The sequence below is a fragment of the Furfurilactobacillus rossiae DSM 15814 genome (assembly GCF_000428925.1).
In the GTDB taxonomy this organism is placed as follows: domain Bacteria; phylum Bacillota; class Bacilli; order Lactobacillales; family Lactobacillaceae; genus Furfurilactobacillus; species Furfurilactobacillus rossiae.
Window position 1 is genome coordinate 19,870 of sequence record NZ_AUAW01000022.1, and the last position, 17,817, is coordinate 37,686.

The window sequence follows — 17,817 nt, forward strand, 5'->3', positions numbered from 1 at the left end:
TCTCCTAAATTGCTTGCGCCGGATCAATTTTAATAATTGAACGAACTGGAATTAACCCACCAATGATTCCCGTTATCAACATGCCCAAGCTACCAGAAATGATAATCGTTGGGGCAAAATTCATTGGGACAGCAGCCGGTAATATCGCAACTGTCAGCCACATACATAGCAGGGCTAATACCACCCCAGTGACCGTCAATAATAGTGATTGGCTGATGACGGCGTTTACCAGTGTGCGAGTTGAAATTCCCTGTGCCCGCATTACTGCGAAATTATGCAGTTTTTGCAACGTCAAAATGTACAAGAAGACTGCAATAATTACCATCGAAATTAAGAACAGAAACGCAATCATCAGAGTGAAGGTCGTCTTTTGAATGGCGTACCCCGTTAGCTTGTTGACAAAGGTCTTGACCGAGTATGTTTTGGCATCGAGGTGATTATAGGTATAATGACGGTCTTTGGAAACAATCCCAGAGAAAGCAACGTTTGGTACCGTTTGCCGGGCAGTTTGCCACACTGACAGGTCCCCATAAATAATCGGCAGCATATTAATTTTTGCACCGTTGACAAAGCCGACAATCTTGTATTTCTGTCCCGAAATATTAAGTTCCAACTGATCGCCGAGCCGATAATGGTTGACCGTCTTGAAAGTTTCATCAACGGTAACCTCGTCATTCTTTTGAGCACGACGACCGGCAACCAATTGCTGATCCTGATAGATAAACTGACCTTTCTTAATCCCTAAAAATTGGGCCGTTAGCGAAGAACGCCCGGCCGCCTTAACCACCACCGGTAATTGGCCAATTACTGACTCCTTCTTACCGATCTTCGTATCAGTGGTATCTTTGTTTGTCAAAATTGATTGGGGCATACTGATGTTCGCGTTCTTATTTAACACCACTCGTTGAATACCCCACGAATCAATCGCCTGCGTATTTTCATTTTGCAGGCCAATTGCTAGTGACGACAATAAAAAAATCAAGTAACTGACTAAGAAAATCATCAAGACGATTAATCCATATCGTTTCTTTTCTTTCTTTATTTCTTCAAAGGCTAAAAACATTTCATCTCTCCTACCTAATACTTTTATTTAATCGCTTATATCGAAAAAATATATCAACAAGTGAACTGGCTGCTTATTAAACTTCCAGTTTAGAATATTGTAGTACATAAACAATATGTTTTAAATAATTAATGATCTTAAATTAAGTAAATTAGTTATTTGGTGATCAAAAAGTCAGTTGAATAAGCACGGCGATAAGTTCGACGTAAAAAAGACTGCGCTGTTTAGAGCCCTGTTGAGCAAAAAGACCTCGATTGACGTTTTCGTTATCGCTTTTTAGATGGAAAGGCGATTATCGTCGTTTTTCACCATGCAACCTGGTTGAATGTTGATATATCGGCATTTGTAATTCATTTGCGTCACCATCAGTTGCGCGAATGTGGCTTTCGATTTGCGAAAAAGTAGTGTTTGTTTGCTTGTATGCGAGCCAATTTATAGCAAATAGTGGAGATAGTCAAAAAGCAATTCGCAATTTGGAGGGTGAATTATTATGCTCAAGGTTCAAAACGTGACAACCTATATTGGTCGAACTAAAATCGTCAAACGCGCGTCTTTTGACATTGATGCGGGAAATATTGTGGGGCTGATTGGACCCAATGGCGCCGGGAAAACGACCATTATGAAGACCATTCTTGGACTGACTAAATTTGACGGCAGTATTCAAATTAATCACCAACCTGTTACGGAAAATCAGCACGCGGCATTGAACAGCGTTGGTGCGTTGATTGAGCACCCAGCAATCTATCCGTTTTTATCAGGTCGGCAAAATCTAGCGCTTTATTCTCACGATCATCAAGACATGGCGCGACTTATTGCTAAATTGGGAATGACTGACTATATTCAGCAAAAAGCAAAAGGCTATTCACTGGGAATGAAGCAGAAGTTAGGTATTGCCATCGCATTGTTGAACCATCCCCAGCTAGTTATTCTAGATGAACCAATGAACGGGTTGGATGTTGAAGCAACCATTGGTATCCGCAAACTTATCAAGCAATATGCCGATCGAGGAACTGCATTCCTAATTTCGAGTCACATTCTGAGTGAGCTGCAAAAGGTTATGACTCATGTGGTGCTCATTAATCATGGTCAAATTATTGTGAACCAGTCGTTTGAGGAGTTTGAGCAACTTCATCATCGGGATTACAAACTTTTAACAGAAGACGAAGTGCTAACTGCACAGGTATTGCAACAGCGGACAATTCATTACATACAAGAAGGCAATACTTTTAGAGTTAAACGAGCCGACATTTTTGATATTCAGGATGCCCTGTATCAGCAACAGATTCACCTCAAAGAACTGGCACCAATTGAAACTAATTTTGAACAAGTTGTGGTCACGATTCTTGAACAGCAGCGGAGGGCCGATCATGAAGCGTAATCTACTTGAAGAAACCTTTAAATTTATTCACCAAAGAACGTTTGTCGGCGGTATCGTTCTGTTAGTTATTTTAATGTTGTACAACGCGTTAACAGTGCGCATAAATACAACTACTTTAGTCTTTGAGTTCGGCGCCGTTCAGTGGATTCCGGTGATTATTATTGGCGTAGCATCAACCTTTTTAGCGATGGAATATCAGTATCATACTATTCTTGTGGTGTTATATAAGAATTCTCACAAGTGGCAAACGTACTTGGCAAAGCTAGTAGTTGTTTGGCTGTACAGTCTTTTATTAACGGTGGTCGCCGTTGTTATAACGTTCATTTTGAAATTCTTGATGGTTGGGCGGCAGTACGGGTGGTTCACGTATTCCACTGGACAGCCTACGCGCATCAACTTGTTGCTTGGCAATGTTATCGGAACGTTAGTTTATAGTCTTTTTATTGTGACGCTGGCCTTTCTCCTGATTACACTCTTAAAAATGAACACTGCCGTTATCGGTATTGGATTAGCACTGGGTTTTCTCGGTGCGTCCATTTCAGTGGCCCTCATGGATTCGTTTGCTTCTTCGACAACAGTTGTGCGCTGGAATCCATTAAACATGGTCTTTGTGACACAGCAACTGGCTAACTCACCGTATGCCAACATGTCTCACTTGAATAATTTAGAAATTATCGCGGGTAATCTGATTTACGCTGCTGGTTTTGGAGTGATTGGCTATCAATTGTTCAAACGACGACACGTTTAGCACTACTTAAGGAGATGACAATAAAAATGCGATTCAGTCTTTATCAAGAGTTTTACAAACTGATGCATCAAAAGATGGTTTGGGTTTCACCGCTAGTCTTGCTGGGGCTAATGGTGACAACGGGATTAACGATTGGCTATAATGAAAGTAAGTTGCTGATGACGACTTGTTACGACGCGCCAGATTGGATTATCTTGATTCTGGCTGTAGTTGGGGCGACTTTTTTCTCCATGGAGTTTCAGAATAACGCCATTTTAACGCTGATTTATAAATCGGCTAATAAGCGAGCGGTGTACTTCTCTAAATATATTGTGATTTTAGGCTACAACATTTTGCTGCATGTTATCGCCATGGCTTTTACCTTTGTTTTGTGGATGACACCGCTCAGTCGCCCGGTTTCGTGGTCAATGCTTTATCTCTACCACCAACCACTGTGGGAGAACATGTTGAAGACGTCTGCAATTGATGTGCTGACAACGACGTTTATCATCAGTCTGATCTTTTTACTTTCCTGTTTGATTAACAGTAATGCGATTGTGATTAGTGTGAGCTTACTGATGATTTTTGTTGGACAGTTTATTTCTGCTAGCTTACTCAATGGCAATAAGGCAGTACATATTTTACGGTGGAATCCGTTTAACTTAACGAATTTAACACGGCAATACTACAATTACGCGACTTACGTTGATACGAGTCATCTCTCGAATGTGCAACTACTTTGTAGCACCGCTAGTTACATTGTGATTTTCGTAACGGCAGGTTATTTAATCTTTAGGAAGAAACGTTTTTAACTGATGGGGGATTTTCAATAATGAACAAATTTCCGGCGCAACTCAAAAGACTGCGTAAAGAAACGAACACCACTCAAGACGATTTGGCAGGCAAACTGTTTGTAACTCGTCAGGCAATTTCCAAGTGGGAGTCAGGGGATGCCACGCCTGATTTAGCAAACTTAATTAAACTCACTGATATTTTCAATGTTAGTTTGGACACGCTGGTTTTTGGCACTGAAGAACAGGATGCTAAAGTCGATCCTACCCAATTCACGTATGACCCGAGAAAAAACCGTTATGTACGTCGGTTTGGCAAGATGAACTTTTGGGATTTTATGTCAGGTTATTGGTGGGCAATTTTAATGATTGTTTTTGTGATTGGCTTCTTTTACGCAATTCATTAATTAGGTGGATAAATTTAGTAATAAAAGCAAAAAATCCCAAAATCATAATTGATTTTGGGATTTTTTTCATCTGGTGATTAGAGATGCGTGATTGTAAGTAATGAGTGTTCTCAAAAAAGAAGTTTTTAATTGTCACAGTTTCTCAGTCAGTTGTGCCTGCAAATCAATATCATTCATAATATCTTGCAGCGAAATTCGTGCCATCTTCGCTTCAGCCGCGGCCTGAATTTCCATATAATAGTGGTCGAGAACCGGTGGAATGGCGGCGCCCACCGGACAGGTACTTGAAGTTTTTTGATCAACGTGGAAAAGTTCTTGTTGAGGCAAGGAACGATAAATATCGCGAACAGTGATCTCTGCGGCATCGCGAGCTAATGCCAGGTTAGTTGTACCATGGCCTTGTTTTAATAAGCCTGCTTGTTTTAAACTTGCCATTATTTTTCGTACGAGACTAGCTGAGGTTTGGATACTACTGGCCATCTCTTGGCTAGTAATTTTTTGCCCACTGAAATAACTGATATAAGCAAGAACATGAATCGTGTCGCTTAATTGAGTGTTTGCCATAATAGATCTCCTTAAAATTCTGTATTTGATTATATAACAGTTTTTAAAATGTGTGAAATCACTGAATTTAAAACAACCGATAAATTGATTTATTGACAATCATCAAAGACTAGTTTATTTTAAAACTGTACTTAAAAATAATACAAATATCGGAGGCACTCATATGTCAGCAATCACAATTTTTGGTAAGGGTAACATGGGTCAGGCACTTGGCAAGGTCTTTACGGATGCTGGTAATGATGTAAATTACATTGGTAGTAGTGATCCAGTTGATACAATTGGCGACATTGCGATTTTAGCGGTGCCTTTTAACGCAGCTGTGGAAATTGCTAAGGCGCAAAGCGAAAAATTGGCCGGCAAGATCGTTGTTGATATCACCAATCCTCTGAATTTTGATACTTGGGATGAACTGGTTGTTCCCGCAGATAGTTCAGCCGCTGCACATCTGGCTGAGCTGCTGCCTGATTCAAAGGTCGTGAAGGCTTTCAACACTAACTTTGCAGCTTCTCTAAATACGGCAGAAGTTGCGGGCAAACAAAAAACGACTGTCCTTGCAGCTTCTAATGACGAAGATGCCAAAAAAACGTTGCAATCAGCATTGGAAGGTAGCAAGTTAGCCTTTGTTGACGCGGGTTCATTGCGCCGTGCGCGGGAACTTGAAGGAACTGGATTTTTGCAAATGACATTGGCCGCCAACGAACAAATTGGCTGGGACGGTGGTTTTGCGGTATTGAAGTAGATCAGAGGTTTAATAGCATACCAAGGTTTGCTGACGTAGTGCCTAAATTGAATAAACATTGATACAAAAATAGGCCAGGACTGCTCATATAAGTAGTCTTGGCCTATTATCGTAGAATGCTAATGCGCATCGCCAGCAATATAGCGGTATTCTTGAGTCTTGCCACCATAACCCCAGCTATCGGACGCGACGTCTTGCAGAACAACATAACTGGTGGGGGAAACGTTTGGGAAAAATTGGCTCATATTTTCAAACGTTGACTTAATAAAGGCTGCTTTATCATCGCGAGAATTAGTGGATTCGGTGATTTTAATTTCAACAAAGAAACTTGTTTCGTTTGTTTCGGCAACGGATTTAGCGCCAATAAACCAATCATTTGGATCAGTGAAATGAACGTCTACGGCAGCAACAGCTCCGGCCTTCCCCAGTTTGTCGACTGCAAGTTGGGTGAGCATTGCGGCAACTTGTTGTGAAGTGACGGTTGTTTTAGGACTAGCGATTCGAACTCTTAAATATGGCATGTGACAATCTCCTTTGTGTTTGCTGAATAACTTATGTTTCTAATTATAGTAACGTCGATTGCTGGTGCATATTACAGGATTGTGATACGGTTATCACAATTTACGATAGGGTGATTCAGTATGCAATTACAAGATTTAGAAATATTTGTCCAACTGTACGAGCAACATTCAATCAATCGGGTTGCTAAACTGATGGGTTTTGCACAGTCAAATATCACGGCCAGATTGCAGGCAATAGAAGCGGAGTTTGGTGTTGAATTATTCACGCGCAGCTATCAAGGCATTGTGCCGACAGAAAATGGCAAACAATTTTACCAATATGCGCAGTCTGTTTTGCAGGCCACACGTAAAGTTAGGGCGCAGATGAAGCCGGATGCTGTTTCCAAACGACATATCGTGATGTCGCAACTGCTGTTTAATTTACTAGTTGTTCAGCAAAAACAGTATTCTTTGGCACAAAATACGTTTGATTTACTGAGCTCTACGGAAATTTTGGCGCTAGCAGATAATGACACAGATGTCGTTGTTACATATGCTAACTTTAGTAACCCAGGTTATCAGGAGATTGCAACCGACAATCTGCCCGCTTCCTTCGTGGTTGCAGCAAGCCAAGAGGAGGCTCAGCTACCGTACCTCGTGAATAGTGATCGTCACTGTCCATTTCGCGCACGAACGCTACGGCGATTAAATCATAATATGACGAATGTTCAGGAAATTGATTCTTGGGATAGCATTATTAAGCTAGTCAAAAATGGGCTAGGCATCGCCTTACTACCAGATTATTTAACTGCTGGTGATGACTTCAAACGGATTGATTCCAAGCATCGTTTTAAAGTGCCGTATGCGACATTTACAAAAGTATCGCGGTAACCAGTTTTGATGACCCGGTGACGCACATTGTCTTTAGTGGTCTGATGGGATAGATTCAATGATAGTTAGTTAATCAGGCTTTGGCTAGAAAAGAGGACATGTATCGATGTTAAAAGATGATCAGATTGTTTGGGCGATTCATCAAATGGAAGCTGAGATCGGGCCGGTTGGACCATCACTGATTACGAGAACGCCATTTCAGTATCTGATTTCAGTCATTCTCAGCGCGCAAGCGACCGATGTTTCCGTGAACCAGGTCACACCAACGTTGTTTGACAGATATCCTGATCCCGAGGCATTGATGCACGCCAATGTTGAAGACGTGGAAACAATCATTAGGCGAGTTGGCCTGTTTCATAACAAGGCGAAGAATATCGTTAAGACTGCTGGCATTGTGCATGAAGAGTTAAATGACACGATTCCAAACGATCGAAAGGGCATCATGGCGTTGCCGGGAGCGGGTCGGAAAACGGCCAATTTAGTGTTGAGCGATGTGTTTGGTCAACCAACGTTTGCAGTGGACACGCATGTTTCGGCGATTTCAAAACGACTTCACTTTGTTAAACAATCAGCGTCACCCTTGCAGGTGGAACAAAAGATTGTGGGTGTCGTTAAGCCCGAGGAATTGTATCAAGCTCATCACACGATGATCGAGTTTGGTCGGAAGTACTCGATGAAATTGACACCGGATAAAGAGGTTTGCCAACTGATTATCGATTGCGACAAGTTGAATGAAGAGAATGAAAGTGCTATTTGAGAGCTCACCTTTAGAAACGTAACGTTTGGGGGAAGCGACCATGGACAAACAGAGCATTGTCTTGAAACCTGACGGCGGACCTTACACGGTGCGCCGTTTTTGTTTTGCACGAAAACCACGAAAACGATCCCTAATCAAAAATCGATTAAGGACCGTTTTTAATGCAACGCGGCTAAAATTTATTTAGCAATGTACGTATCTTTCCAGTCGTAAGGCACACCGGATGGATTGTAATTGACATCTTTTACTTTGGTATTGAGTAGTTGTGCCTGGACCTTTTGGAAAAGTGGGGCGGTACCTTGTTGCGTCATGAGCAGTTTTTCGGCTTTGACTAAGTTATTCCAACGGTCCTCGGGCTTGTTTGCCAAGCTGTTTTCAGACGCACTGAGCAATGTGTCGTATTGCTTGTTGTTCCAACCGCTGAAGTTATACGGACTGTTACTTTCCCAAATATCTAGGAAGTTAATGGGGTCCGCGAAAACTGATTGCCAGCCACCAATGATGAGTTGGAAATTGCCGGACTTTTCACGCGCAAGTTGAGCAGTTTTAGGCAAATTGACGACTGAAACTTTAACGTTTGGCAGTTTTTCGAGCTGTGATTGAATGAATTCGCCGACATTTTTACCAGCGTCATCATCAGTAGTTAGCACCTCTGTCTTGATCGATTTGGTACCAGTCTGTTTGTAACCTTGTTTCAGTAACTTTTTGGCTTCGCTTAAGTTGTAGGTAACACCGGATTTAACGTATGCTGATTTGGCGAAATCTTTACCGCTCTTCGGGTTAGTACCGATGCCAGTTGGTGCAAAACCTTGTGGGACAACAGATCCGTCTGATAACACGTTATTGACAAGATCTTTACGGTTCAAAGCCAGTGAGAAGGCTTTACGAACATTAACATTTTGGAATGCCTTAACCTTCTTTTGATTGAAGTCGAGGCGGTAACCATTCGAGGATTTCCGAGATACAAAATCTTTGTGACCCTTAAAGTTGGCAACTTGTTCACCACTAAGGACTGTTTCATCGATCTTGTGAGATTGATATTCGTTTAGACCAGTGGAGGGGTCTTTAACAACTTGTTCGTTGATTTTGCTCAGGTGAACGTGTTTGTTGTCCCAATATTTGCCGTTTTTAGCCAACGTCCATTTGCTGTTTGTGCCGGTCCAGCCGGTGAGTTTAAAGGCGCCGCTATACACATTGTTTTTCGCACTGGTGCCAAACTTACTGCCTTCTTGCGTGGCGACTTTTTTGTTTACTGGGAAGAATAATGGCCATGCTAACAGTTTCTGAAAATAGGAAACTGGTTTCGTGAGGTGAATGGTCAGCTGGTATTTACCATCGGCTTTGATACCAAGAGCGGATAAAGGTTTTTGACCTTTATTGACTGCTTCTGCGTTTTCAACCTGGTACATATAGAAAGCATCTTGGGAAGCCGTTTTAGGATCTAGCGTGCGTTGCCATGAGTACACAAAATCTTGAGCCGTCAGTGGATTACCATTACTCCACTTAGCGTTATGCCGCAGTTTAACAGTGTAAGTTTTGCCATCCTTACTGACCTTTGTGCTAGTAGCAAGGTCATTAACAATTTTATGACCAGAATCTTTCAAACGATAGAGGCCAGACTGCGTATTCAGCAGAACATTGAAGCTTTCAGTATCCGTGGCCTTTGCTAAGTCGTTTGTTGCCAGTTCTTGACTTTCTGTCCAGTTCAAAGTTTGATCTTTGGCATACTTACTTGATGCATTAGCGTGTGTGACCGTGGTATTGGCTAAAAAGAGTGCCGATAGCAGAGTGACTGTGCCCAATGTGATTGCGCGTTTAAATTTCATAAGTCATTACCCCCGAAAAGTTTTGTTGATGTTTATAAAACAGAAAAAATCCGTCCTCTATTAACAATAATTTGTTAATAAAGGACGGATTTCCGTGTTACCACCTTATTTTGAAGCAACCTCGCGATTGTTTCCTCGCCAAGTGCCAGGTTCGTGCACAAACCTGATACTCTGGCGCTGTAATGGGCGCACCCAACGTCGTCTAACCACATTCGGATCGACGGTGTCGCTTGAAGATCATCTTCGGGTTATTCATCAACAGTGCTTTCACCAACATGCACCTTTCTGTGGATGACGTTTAACCGTACTCTTCTTGTCATTGCGTTTCTGTTTTTAAACTGATGACTTAAATTTACAACTTTCAAAATGAGTGTCAAGTGTGAATTTTCATTTAGTTTTAATTTTTCTGTAAAAACAGCCAGTATGACTTAAATAGGGGCCCTCAACACAAACAGTTGAGAACCTCTTTGTAAAAACATAGTTTTCAATTAACGAATGACAGAATGTGATGCACTCCATAAGGAGCCTGGGTTAACGTACTTTGGATAAACAGCCAGCATTTTATTGTATAAGTCTTCTGCAGAACTGGCGTCTTCAGCAAACTTATTGAAGTTTGTAATGTACTCAATCGTTTGATCTAAAATCTTGGGATCGTCGGGGTTTTCTGGAACCTTGTGACCAGCTACGACATACTTAGGATGGAATGTCTTCAAATGCTCATTGACCTTGATCCAATTCTTACGAGCTGCAAGCGTTGTTTCGGGCATGTAAGCATGGATGCCATTGTAGGTGGCATCACCAGCGACAACTAATCCCAAATCTGGTACCCACAGACTGGTAGAATCGTGCGTGTCAGTAAAGCCATCTTGGATGATATCAATTTCGTGATCTTCTAAGTCAAAGTGGTCACTAACTGGTTGAACGTCCTCTGGGCTGGTAATCGGATCTGGCAAACTACCAGGGAATAGCTTCTCCCAAACAGTCGCAATGTTTGCGGGTGTCATTACTGCGGGCAACCCATCGATGGTCGCTTGGGTAGCGATAATTGTCGCTTCAGGAAAGGCCTTTTGAATCATCCCAGCGCCAAAGAAGTGATCGGCATGTGCATGAGTGAGGTAAATATATTTAAGGTTAACGTTATGGTCACGAATCCAATCAATGAGTTCGTTATTGGCAGCCTTAGTCATATAAGTATCAACTAAAACGGCATCTTTTTGGCCATAAACAAGAGTGGATGTATTTGCGACCCACTGAAGGTCTTTAGTATCCTCTGGAACACCACGGGTAACACTGTTGCGCTTGTTGTTGTAAACATCATAATTTAAAGTTGTCATTATATTTCTCCCCAATTATTTGAATTAAAAATTATATTCAATTGTTTACTCATCGTTAATTAAAATGCCTTACGATGAACAAGTGGTGCGATGTGCATGTACTGTAGAAAACGACATCCGGATTGTCTGTTTAACAGCTTGCTGAAACACTTTCTAGCTAAGTAATGGTTATATCTGGTCAGCTCCTCTTTTAACAACGGTAATGCTACTCTCCATGAAATGATTAAGTCAAAGAATAAGTATGGTAAATTAACAATTTCTTTTTGGAAAGGTTTTCTAAAAGAAAAGTTTGCCACACACAAAAAGTAACACAACGGCCACTGCGATGAATGATTCTCGCAGTGGCCGTTGTATTGTTGAAAAAGTTGTTTTGTACTTTTAACTAGTGATTCGCTAATTCAATTCTGTAACCTGTTGTTCATTAGTAAACGGAAACTCAACTGGTTCCGTTTGTTCCAATAGCTCAGGTGTTAGAGAAACCTTGAATACTGACTGGTTGTCATAAGGGACAAAATAATAGGCCTTTGATGTTGCGCCCATAATCCCAATGTATTGAGTGTAATCTGACTCGCCCTGTTTGATGTTGACACCATGCGGAATTTCGACATTGTGCAGAACATGCAGGATGGCGTTAACCCCGGCGTATTCACCCGTGACAGGGGTGATGTTTTGTTTCAGAAAGGCTGTTCTGACAAATCGTTGTGGTGGCGTGTAACCACCGGGCAATTGTGCCGTGCCGGTGCCTTGACCAAAGGCATGGGCAGTGACGCCCATGAACTGTTTGCTTTCGTAGGCGTTTGGTTGCAAAGTCAGATAGTTGTTCAAATTTTTAATGTGCCATTGTAGTTCCGGCGAATTGGTCATGACTTCAACTGGATCATCTTCCAGCGCCAACTGTTCACTTCGAGGTTCAATGACACAGCAGCGACCGCTTGCATCGGTTACGATCCAGTGCAAGGGCGGTACAGTGTTGATCAATGGTGTTTCAAATTTAATCAAACGAATTTGGTCCAGTTCTTGCTGCACTTCGTCTAAATCACGGCAGTTTCCTAATAAAACGGAAACGAGTTCGTGAGGAGCGAGATTCTTTTTATCCGGTTGGGCGCTTTGATACTTAGCTTCCCGCGGAAAGTATAATGCGGCAACGGATAGGCCAAATTCATTGATACCGTCAGCAAAGAAGTAAGTCCCTAATTGGCGTCCGGTGCCAAGAAAAGCATAGTCATTGGTGAATGTAGCTTCCCTAGTCGCACTTTCCCACTGATAATGACGTGGCAAAAAAACAGGGCGGCCACCTAATTCAAAGGCATAGTCCATAGTACGGGCCAGAAAATGACGTTTATCTTCCGTATCGAAAGTTAGGCTTGTACACATACGTTTTCTCCTCTTAATTTATCAAATTGAATTCATTTTAAGAGCGGAACGCAGTGCGACATTCTCAACTTTCTTTAACTGACAGCTATTTGTGAAAACAGAATTAGGGAGTCTGATGTCTGATATAGGCTGGCATTAAGAAATTATCCACTAGCATGGTTAATTTCTCGTTGTTTATAGGTTCATTTATGAACATCTGATAACGCAACCAATCAACCGGCATAAGTTTCATTTCTGCCGACATTTTGACTTGGTTGATTTTGTTGCTGATTTTATCATCCAGTAGTCTTATTTATGCAATCGTTAAAGCCGCACGCAGTGGCAGTTTTGCAAATGAAATCAGTTTGACGTGTATGGTAGCGGGATTCGTTTTGCTGGCATTTTACCTGAGTTGATCCTGGTTCAAAAAGGAGCGTACTGTTTTATCGCTGAAATTATTTCGTTTTGGGTCGTTTAACGGTGCCAGGGTTAGCGGCCATTGTAATCATATTTCCACCATTGCTTTTGACGGACAAGATGATGCAAAGGCAGTAAATGTGTGAAGTATGTAGAGCAGTTTCTACTCAGATTTTAAAGCATCACAGTTTTTAAGTTGTGGTGCTTTTTGAGTCGAAACTTTTGCTACAATTTTGTAGCAATGGTATGCTTTAACATAAATATTGCTTGGAGACTGAAAATGCGTCATGTCAATAATGCGGAAGTTTTAGCCTTTCTAAGGGCGTTTAAACGTGCACTATCCCGAAATGATTGGGAAATTGTACAACGGCGTGTTTCTTATGCACGTATTACAGAAATGACGCCTGCATCAATAAAGCAAATTTTGTTCGAGTTAACACCAGATAATTATGTTCATGGACCAGAATCAGATAGAAATCGTACAGGCGAGTATGTTTGGATATTTCACAAAGATGGTGAGCAGGTGCCTAATTTGTACATAAAGTTAAAACTTGTTGAGGGTCACGCAAAAGTATTGTCATTTCATCAATCTTTATATTTTTAAAGGAAGTGATTTAAATGTCTTTTGAAATTAGAGATGTTAATGAAGTTTATGAAATTCGTGGTGAAAAGATTAATGTCGTATCACCGGCGCGTTTTGATATTCAAACGAATCAACAAGTTTTTGATGAAAGTTTGGATAATGCGGCTATCAATAAAGCATTTTCTATTTATCGCAAAAACAAAAATATTATTTCGACAGATAGAATTAAACGCCTTAGGGCGCGCTTAGGTTTGAGCCAGCGAGATTTTGCTGCGCTAATGAGTTGGAGTCCAACAACCGTTGCTACCTATGAGACTGGGTCATTGCCTTCTGAGGCAAATAACAGTCGGTTGTTAGAATTGGAGTCAAAACCATCCTCAGCCAGTGATTTGTTAGAAATTACTGGTAAGGCGCTGACCGAACGTGGCAAAAAATCGTTAAATCAACATTTGATGAATAATGCTGTAACTGATGCTCAACAATTTTTCGAATCAGGCATTAATATTTTATTTAAATCGTCAAACTATACCGAGTTCGCAGGTTATACCTCTTTTGATTTAAAAAAATTTACCAATATGGTGATGTTTTTTATTATTCATGTTCCGCAATTATCCACAACAAAATTAAACAAGTTGATGTTCTATACGGATTTTAAATATTTTGCGCTCAATACTATCTCGATGAGTGGTGTTCCGTACGCCCGCCTAGGATATGGACCAGTGCCAGATAATTATAAGCTACTGTATGGTGCCATTGAGGAAGCAGGGGCAATTAAGACACAAGAAAAGATTGTGAACGATCATGTTTGGGAATACTATATTGCCAATCAAGAAGAAGTTAAAGACGCATTCACGAAGAAAGAGTGGTCGGTTCTTAATGACACACTGCGACGATTCTCCAGCTATAGTGCTAAACAAATTTCGAAGCAGTCACATGCCGAAGTTGGCTGGCGGGAAAATAGAACTGGCAAAAAAATTTCATATGAATTTGCAACACAACTTTCCACATTGCCTTAGAGGTTATAAATACTGAAGATTGAATTGTGAATTTTTTAGGAAATAATCTGAAATTAATGAAGGTATTGCAATGACCACTTATAACACCACTGATGTGAACGGATTAAACATTTTTTATCGGGAAGCAGGCGACAGTACTAAACCAACGATGATACTGCTTCACGGCTTTCCGACAGCTAGTCACATGTTTCGTGAATTGATGCCGTTGCTCGCTGATCAGTTTCATCTGATTGCACCAGACTTTCCTGGATTCGGGCAATCCAGCGCACCAGATCATGCAACATTTGCCTATACGTTTGATCATTTGACAGATGTTGTGACGGCATTTATTGAGCAATTAAACATTGATAAGTTTTATATGTACGTGTTTGATTACGGTGCACCGATTGGTTTTCGGATTGCCTTGCGTCATCCTGACTGGATTCTTGGCATTGTCAGTCAAAACGGCAATGTTTATCAGGAAGGATTGGGGAACAAGTGGGCAGAACGTCAAGACTTCTGGGATCATCCAACGGAGGCCAAACGTAATTCTTACCGAAATGCTTTTGCAACGGCAACAATCAAAGACCAGTACACGTTTGGTACGCAACCGGGAACTGTCTCCCCAGATGGGTATACCCTGGATATTGCATACACACGGACTGCTGGCTATGCGGACCGCCAACTTGATTTGATTTACGATTACCAAAATAACATCAAGATGTACCCAGAATTTCAAGCTTATTTACGTCAATATCAACCCAAATTACTGGCTGTTTGGGGTAAGAACGATCCGTCTTTCATTTATCCTGGCGCAGAGGCATTTCAAAAGGATGACGTGCATGCCAAGGTTGCCTTTGTTGATAGTGGACATTTTGCACTTGAAACGCATGCGGCAGAAATTGCCCAGATGATGATTGAGTATTTTATCGATAAAAGATAATTCTTTTTATTAATATCTTGGTGTTGTGAAAGTGATGTTTCTTCCAGAGACGGTAATTTCACCGTCTTTTTGAAGAGCCTTCAACTGACGACTCAAGGTCTCTGGCGACAGGCCCAGAAAGCTTGCTAGTTCCTTCTTTTTAACGGGTAATTGAAACGTACTGGAAGTTGAGCTGTCCAATTTATCTTTTAAGTACGACAACACACGATCTTTAGCTAAGAGCGTGTCCCGACGAATTGAATTTTGTTCAACGGCTACGAGCTTGTCACCAAAGGTGTTTAACAGTTTTAAACAAAGCGCTGGCGATTTTTGCAGTAGTTGCTGAAAAGCACGGTGAGAGACAGAGCAGACGTAAGAATCTTCTAGTGCTTCGATGAAGTAGTCCGTTTTACGAACAGAAAACAGTGTTTCTTGACCGGTAATATCGCCCGGCTTCATCATGTAGAGAATTTTTTCTTTGCCGGTGTCGGAGACTGAATAGACTTTAGCAGATCCTTGGTCTAGAACAAACATGCCATCGTTATTATCAAAGGGTTGCTTGATGAAAGAGCCCCTCGGAAATAACTGACGATGTTTTGAGGCCGGCACAAGTGATATTAACGTCTCTAAATCCAATGATGAGAACAATGGGGCGCGCGCTAAACATGCTGTTGCTGAATGCTGAATGGTCATTTTTTTGCCTTCTTGAGATAGATCAATTTTTTAATTTGAAACTCATAGTACCATATTCTTATCAAATGAACGAAGGCGTGCCATTATTATAGTTGTTGGATAGCTAACGTTTATTTCAAACTGTTGTTAACTTAGAACTAAGAAAGAGGTAAAAATATGCCATTAATGAGAATTGACGTTATCAAAGGACACGACGAGGCGTACTTAAAAACATTGCTGGATATCGCTTATGAAGTGCAGGTCGACAAATTTGCTACACCAGAAGGTGATCGCTATCAATTACTGACCCAGCATGAACTGTTTGAAATGCAGATTCTGGATACTGGATTAGGCATCAAACGAACGCGTGACGTAGTGTTCTTTAATTTGGTAACACGGCCACGTTCAACACGTGCCAAACTAGACTTTTATCAGACACTGGTGGATCGATTGAATAAAGAACTAGGAATTCGTAAAGAGGATGTTGTCTTCAGCCTGGTTCCTAACAACGATGATGACTGGAGTTTCGGTAATGGTGAAGCACAATTCTTGAACGGCAAACTTTAGGACATAATTATATTGTTAAGCTACGAGGCCGTATACATTATCATATTGTGAATAACACCTTCAACGTCAACTTTGCGGACCAAGTCTGAATGCTGAGCGTTTTTACCAGTCACGAGTAGTTCGTTGAATAATTGAACATGATTCTGAAATACTTGTCGACTGGCATCCACGCTTTGAACGGGCACGCGGCCATCGCAACTATAAGACTGGGCTCCCAAAACACCGAATACAATGAGGTTGTGTGGGAGCCTGTTTTGGTGTTGGATAAAGGTTTCAAGCATTGTCGTGTGTTGATTCTGAACCGTATTATTGAAGTTGAATGGTGATCCGATAAACATAAATTTGCTGACGTCAACCCGTTGCTGTTGATAGTAGTGTTCGAGGTAATCGGTGAAAACGAGTCCACCGTTTGAGTGGCCAACGACATTAAAGGTATGCAGGTCTGAGCGTCGTTTGAGATAATCTAATGCCGTGCGTAGCCATCGAGCCTGAAGGCGAATATTACGGTAGCCGTCGTGGTTGTTAGTAAACGAAATAACAACGAATGGTCGATTATCCCGGCGACTGATGGATCCCGTATGCGTAATCGTGTTGTCTTGATGCACAGTCAGACGTAACAGACTGTGTTGGCGATGATCATGGTGATTAAGATCTTTGACTAGTGAATCGAACCGGTGTGGTCCAGCGCTGCTTCCTGGAATAAGGATTGTTGGAACAGCGTTGCGACGGATGTGACCAATTTTCGTTGGCTGAGATGCCTTCTTAGCGAGAATAAGCAATAAACAAATAATGGACAAGAAAATGAGTATAACTACTATAATGCTGATTTGATGTTTTTTACGCGTAATGTTTTCCTCCGCACTCTGGCTTTGATTGGATAAATCTTATTTGTAAAAACAACGTTTGTCGAATATCGATTTCGCATAGTTTGTCATGCTTTTTAGGTATGCTGAGATAAAAAGGGTTGGTGTTTGGCATGCTGAGACGTTCTGAATACCAGTTGATTTATGGCAAATTCTATAATTAATCCGAACAAAAATAAAAAAAGGCCCAAAGCAATCTCTTACAATGGTAGTAGTTAATTCCAACCAGCTATAAGGAGTGATTACTTTGGGTACTGCTACTTTATCACGTTTTCAACGTGGTGCGCTAGCTCAACTGGTCAGTGAAGGCCATCATACTTACCAAGATATGGCTGACGCCTTAGGCGTTGCCAAATCAACTATTAGCTATGAATTAGATCGGGTCAATCCCTATGATCCCGAATTAGCGCAACAAGACGCAGATCATAAAAGGCGGGCTTGTGGTCGCCATTCGATTCTAACGCCATC

At 41.3% G+C, this 17,817-nt stretch carries 20 protein-coding genes; 12 read left to right on the top strand and 8 right to left on the bottom strand.

The window, feature by feature from the left end:
* Positions 1-4 precede the first annotated feature (4 nt).
* A complete protein-coding gene (locus G400_RS0111395; protein WP_017263076.1) occupies positions 5-1,063 on the bottom strand; it encodes an ABC transporter permease in 1,059 nt (352 codons plus the stop codon).
* Between the two features lie 490 nt (positions 1,064-1,553).
* Between G400_RS0111395 and G400_RS0111400 the strand changes: the two genes are divergently transcribed.
* From G400_RS0111400 to G400_RS0111415, 4 genes are read left to right on the top strand one after another with little or no spacing between them, the layout of a single operon-like run.
* Positions 1,554-2,441: an ABC transporter ATP-binding protein gene (locus G400_RS0111400; protein ID WP_017263075.1), complete on the top strand. Its 888-nt coding sequence runs from the start codon at positions 1,554-1,556 to the stop codon at positions 2,439-2,441.
* Positions 2,431-3,189, top strand: a complete 759-nt coding sequence (locus G400_RS0111405) for an ABC transporter permease (RefSeq protein WP_017263074.1) — start codon at positions 2,431-2,433, stop codon at positions 3,187-3,189. The genes G400_RS0111400 and G400_RS0111405 overlap by 11 nt, the downstream gene beginning before the upstream one ends.
* 26 nt (positions 3,190-3,215) lie before the next feature.
* Positions 3,216-3,980 carry an ABC transporter permease gene (locus tag G400_RS0111410; protein ID WP_017263073.1) on the top strand — a complete coding sequence of 255 codons (765 nt, stop codon included), beginning with the start codon at positions 3,216-3,218 and terminating at the stop codon, positions 3,978-3,980.
* 20 nt (positions 3,981-4,000) lie between these two features.
* The gene (locus G400_RS0111415; protein ID WP_017263072.1) at positions 4,001-4,366 is read left to right on the top strand and encodes a helix-turn-helix domain-containing protein; all 366 of its coding nucleotides are present in this window, start codon (positions 4,001-4,003) and stop codon (positions 4,364-4,366) included.
* Between the two features lie 132 nt (positions 4,367-4,498).
* Here G400_RS0111415 and G400_RS0111420 read toward each other — a convergent pair whose 3' ends face one another.
* Entirely contained in the window at positions 4,499-4,930 is a 432-nt protein-coding gene (locus G400_RS0111420) for an Rrf2 family transcriptional regulator (RefSeq protein ID WP_017263071.1), read from the bottom strand.
* Between the two features lie 163 nt (positions 4,931-5,093).
* Between G400_RS0111420 and G400_RS0111425 the strand changes: the two genes are divergently transcribed.
* Positions 5,094-5,669: an NADPH-dependent F420 reductase gene (locus G400_RS0111425; RefSeq protein WP_017263070.1), complete on the top strand. Its 576-nt coding sequence runs from the start codon at positions 5,094-5,096 to the stop codon at positions 5,667-5,669.
* Between the two features lie 119 nt (positions 5,670-5,788).
* On the opposite strand, the gene G400_RS0111430 is transcribed toward G400_RS0111425, so the two are convergent.
* The gene (locus G400_RS0111430) at positions 5,789-6,190 is read right to left on the bottom strand and encodes a tautomerase family protein (RefSeq protein WP_017263069.1); all 402 of its coding nucleotides are present in this window, start codon (positions 6,188-6,190) and stop codon (positions 5,789-5,791) included.
* Between the two features lie 120 nt (positions 6,191-6,310).
* Between G400_RS0111430 and G400_RS15200 the strand changes: the two genes are divergently transcribed.
* Together G400_RS15200 and G400_RS0111440 are read left to right on the top strand one after the other, a co-directional pair.
* Positions 6,311-7,060: a LysR family transcriptional regulator gene (locus G400_RS15200; RefSeq protein WP_017263068.1), complete on the top strand. Its 750-nt coding sequence runs from the start codon at positions 6,311-6,313 to the stop codon at positions 7,058-7,060.
* Positions 7,061-7,166: 106 nt separating this feature from the next.
* Entirely contained in the window at positions 7,167-7,817 is a 651-nt protein-coding gene (locus G400_RS0111440; RefSeq protein WP_017263067.1) for an endonuclease III domain-containing protein, read from the top strand.
* A 179-nt stretch (positions 7,818-7,996) separates the two neighbouring features.
* On the opposite strand, the gene G400_RS0111450 is transcribed toward G400_RS0111440, so the two are convergent.
* The 3 genes from G400_RS0111450 to G400_RS0111460 all read right to left on the bottom strand — a co-directional run bounded on the left by G400_RS0111450 (position 7,997) and on the right by G400_RS0111460 (position 12,351).
* On the bottom strand, positions 7,997-9,643 hold the full coding sequence (locus G400_RS0111450) for a peptide ABC transporter substrate-binding protein (protein ID WP_017263065.1): 1,647 nt from the start codon (positions 9,641-9,643) through the stop codon (positions 7,997-7,999).
* A gap of 488 nt (positions 9,644-10,131) precedes the next feature.
* On the bottom strand, positions 10,132-10,977 hold the full coding sequence (locus tag G400_RS0111455; RefSeq protein ID WP_017263064.1) for an MBL fold metallo-hydrolase: 846 nt from the start codon (positions 10,975-10,977) through the stop codon (positions 10,132-10,134).
* 393 nt (positions 10,978-11,370) lie between these two features.
* Complete coding sequence (locus tag G400_RS0111460) at positions 11,371-12,351, bottom strand: choloylglycine hydrolase family protein (protein WP_017263063.1); 981 nt, start codon at positions 12,349-12,351, stop codon at positions 11,371-11,373.
* Between the two features lie 676 nt (positions 12,352-13,027).
* Here G400_RS0111460 and G400_RS0111465 point away from each other — a divergent pair.
* The 3 genes from G400_RS0111465 (at position 13,028) to G400_RS0111475 (ending at position 15,268) form a co-directional block, all read left to right on the top strand.
* Positions 13,028-13,351, top strand: coding sequence for a type II toxin-antitoxin system MqsR family toxin (locus G400_RS0111465; RefSeq protein WP_017263062.1), 324 nt, complete (start codon positions 13,028-13,030; stop codon positions 13,349-13,351).
* Positions 13,352-13,365: 14 nt separating this feature from the next.
* Complete coding sequence (locus G400_RS16405; protein ID WP_017263061.1) at positions 13,366-14,346, top strand: type II toxin-antitoxin system antitoxin SocA domain-containing protein; 981 nt, start codon at positions 13,366-13,368, stop codon at positions 14,344-14,346.
* A 70-nt stretch (positions 14,347-14,416) separates the two neighbouring features.
* Complete coding sequence (locus G400_RS0111475; protein WP_017263060.1) at positions 14,417-15,268, top strand: alpha/beta fold hydrolase; 852 nt, start codon at positions 14,417-14,419, stop codon at positions 15,266-15,268.
* 9 nt (positions 15,269-15,277) lie between these two features.
* On the opposite strand, the gene G400_RS0111480 is transcribed toward G400_RS0111475, so the two are convergent.
* The gene (locus G400_RS0111480; protein ID WP_017263059.1) at positions 15,278-15,940 is read right to left on the bottom strand and encodes a Crp/Fnr family transcriptional regulator; all 663 of its coding nucleotides are present in this window, start codon (positions 15,938-15,940) and stop codon (positions 15,278-15,280) included.
* Positions 15,941-16,096: 156 nt separating this feature from the next.
* On the opposite strand from G400_RS0111480, the gene G400_RS0111485 reads away from it, so the two are divergent.
* Complete coding sequence (locus G400_RS0111485) at positions 16,097-16,486, top strand: tautomerase family protein (RefSeq protein WP_017263058.1); 390 nt, start codon at positions 16,097-16,099, stop codon at positions 16,484-16,486.
* Between the two features lie 20 nt (positions 16,487-16,506).
* On the opposite strand, the gene G400_RS15210 is transcribed toward G400_RS0111485, so the two are convergent.
* On the bottom strand, positions 16,507-17,283 hold the full coding sequence (locus tag G400_RS15210; protein WP_017263057.1) for an alpha/beta hydrolase: 777 nt from the start codon (positions 17,281-17,283) through the stop codon (positions 16,507-16,509).
* A gap of 313 nt (positions 17,284-17,596) precedes the next feature.
* On the opposite strand from G400_RS15210, the gene G400_RS15215 reads away from it, so the two are divergent.
* The coding region (locus G400_RS15215) for a helix-turn-helix domain-containing protein (RefSeq protein WP_155827232.1) at positions 17,597-17,817 on the top strand (221 nt) is incomplete at its 3' end.

Coding starts and splice junctions, on each gene's coding strand:
- G400_RS0111410 (WP_017263073.1), top strand. CDS start 3,216: ATGCGATTCAGTCTTTATCAAGAGTTTTACAAACTGATGCATCAAAAG.
- G400_RS0111400 (WP_017263075.1), top strand. CDS start 1,554: ATGCTCAAGGTTCAAAACGTGACAACCTATATTGGTCGAACTAAAATC.
- G400_RS0111440 (WP_017263067.1), top strand. CDS start 7,167: ATGTTAAAAGATGATCAGATTGTTTGGGCGATTCATCAAATGGAAGCT.
- G400_RS0111480 (WP_017263059.1), bottom strand. CDS start 15,940: ATGACCATTCAGCATTCAGCAACAGCATGTTTAGCGCGCGCCCCATTG.
- G400_RS0111460 (WP_017263063.1), bottom strand. CDS start 12,351: ATGTGTACAAGCCTAACTTTCGATACGGAAGATAAACGTCATTTTCTG.
- G400_RS0111405 (WP_017263074.1), top strand. CDS start 2,431: ATGAAGCGTAATCTACTTGAAGAAACCTTTAAATTTATTCACCAAAGA.
- G400_RS0111475 (WP_017263060.1), top strand. CDS start 14,417: ATGACCACTTATAACACCACTGATGTGAACGGATTAAACATTTTTTAT.
- G400_RS0111465 (WP_017263062.1), top strand. CDS start 13,028: ATGCGTCATGTCAATAATGCGGAAGTTTTAGCCTTTCTAAGGGCGTTT.
- G400_RS0111425 (WP_017263070.1), top strand. CDS start 5,094: ATGTCAGCAATCACAATTTTTGGTAAGGGTAACATGGGTCAGGCACTT.
- G400_RS0111455 (WP_017263064.1), bottom strand. CDS start 10,977: ATGACAACTTTAAATTATGATGTTTACAACAACAAGCGCAACAGTGTT.
- G400_RS15200 (WP_017263068.1), top strand. CDS start 6,311: ATGCAATTACAAGATTTAGAAATATTTGTCCAACTGTACGAGCAACAT.
- G400_RS0111450 (WP_017263065.1), bottom strand. CDS start 9,643: ATGAAATTTAAACGCGCAATCACATTGGGCACAGTCACTCTGCTATCG.
- G400_RS0111485 (WP_017263058.1), top strand. CDS start 16,097: ATGCCATTAATGAGAATTGACGTTATCAAAGGACACGACGAGGCGTAC.
- G400_RS0111395 (WP_017263076.1), bottom strand. CDS start 1,063: ATGTTTTTAGCCTTTGAAGAAATAAAGAAAGAAAAGAAACGATATGGA.
- G400_RS0111430 (WP_017263069.1), bottom strand. CDS start 6,190: ATGCCATATTTAAGAGTTCGAATCGCTAGTCCTAAAACAACCGTCACT.
- G400_RS0111420 (WP_017263071.1), bottom strand. CDS start 4,930: ATGGCAAACACTCAATTAAGCGACACGATTCATGTTCTTGCTTATATC.
- G400_RS16405 (WP_017263061.1), top strand. CDS start 13,366: ATGTCTTTTGAAATTAGAGATGTTAATGAAGTTTATGAAATTCGTGGT.
- G400_RS0111415 (WP_017263072.1), top strand. CDS start 4,001: ATGAACAAATTTCCGGCGCAACTCAAAAGACTGCGTAAAGAAACGAAC.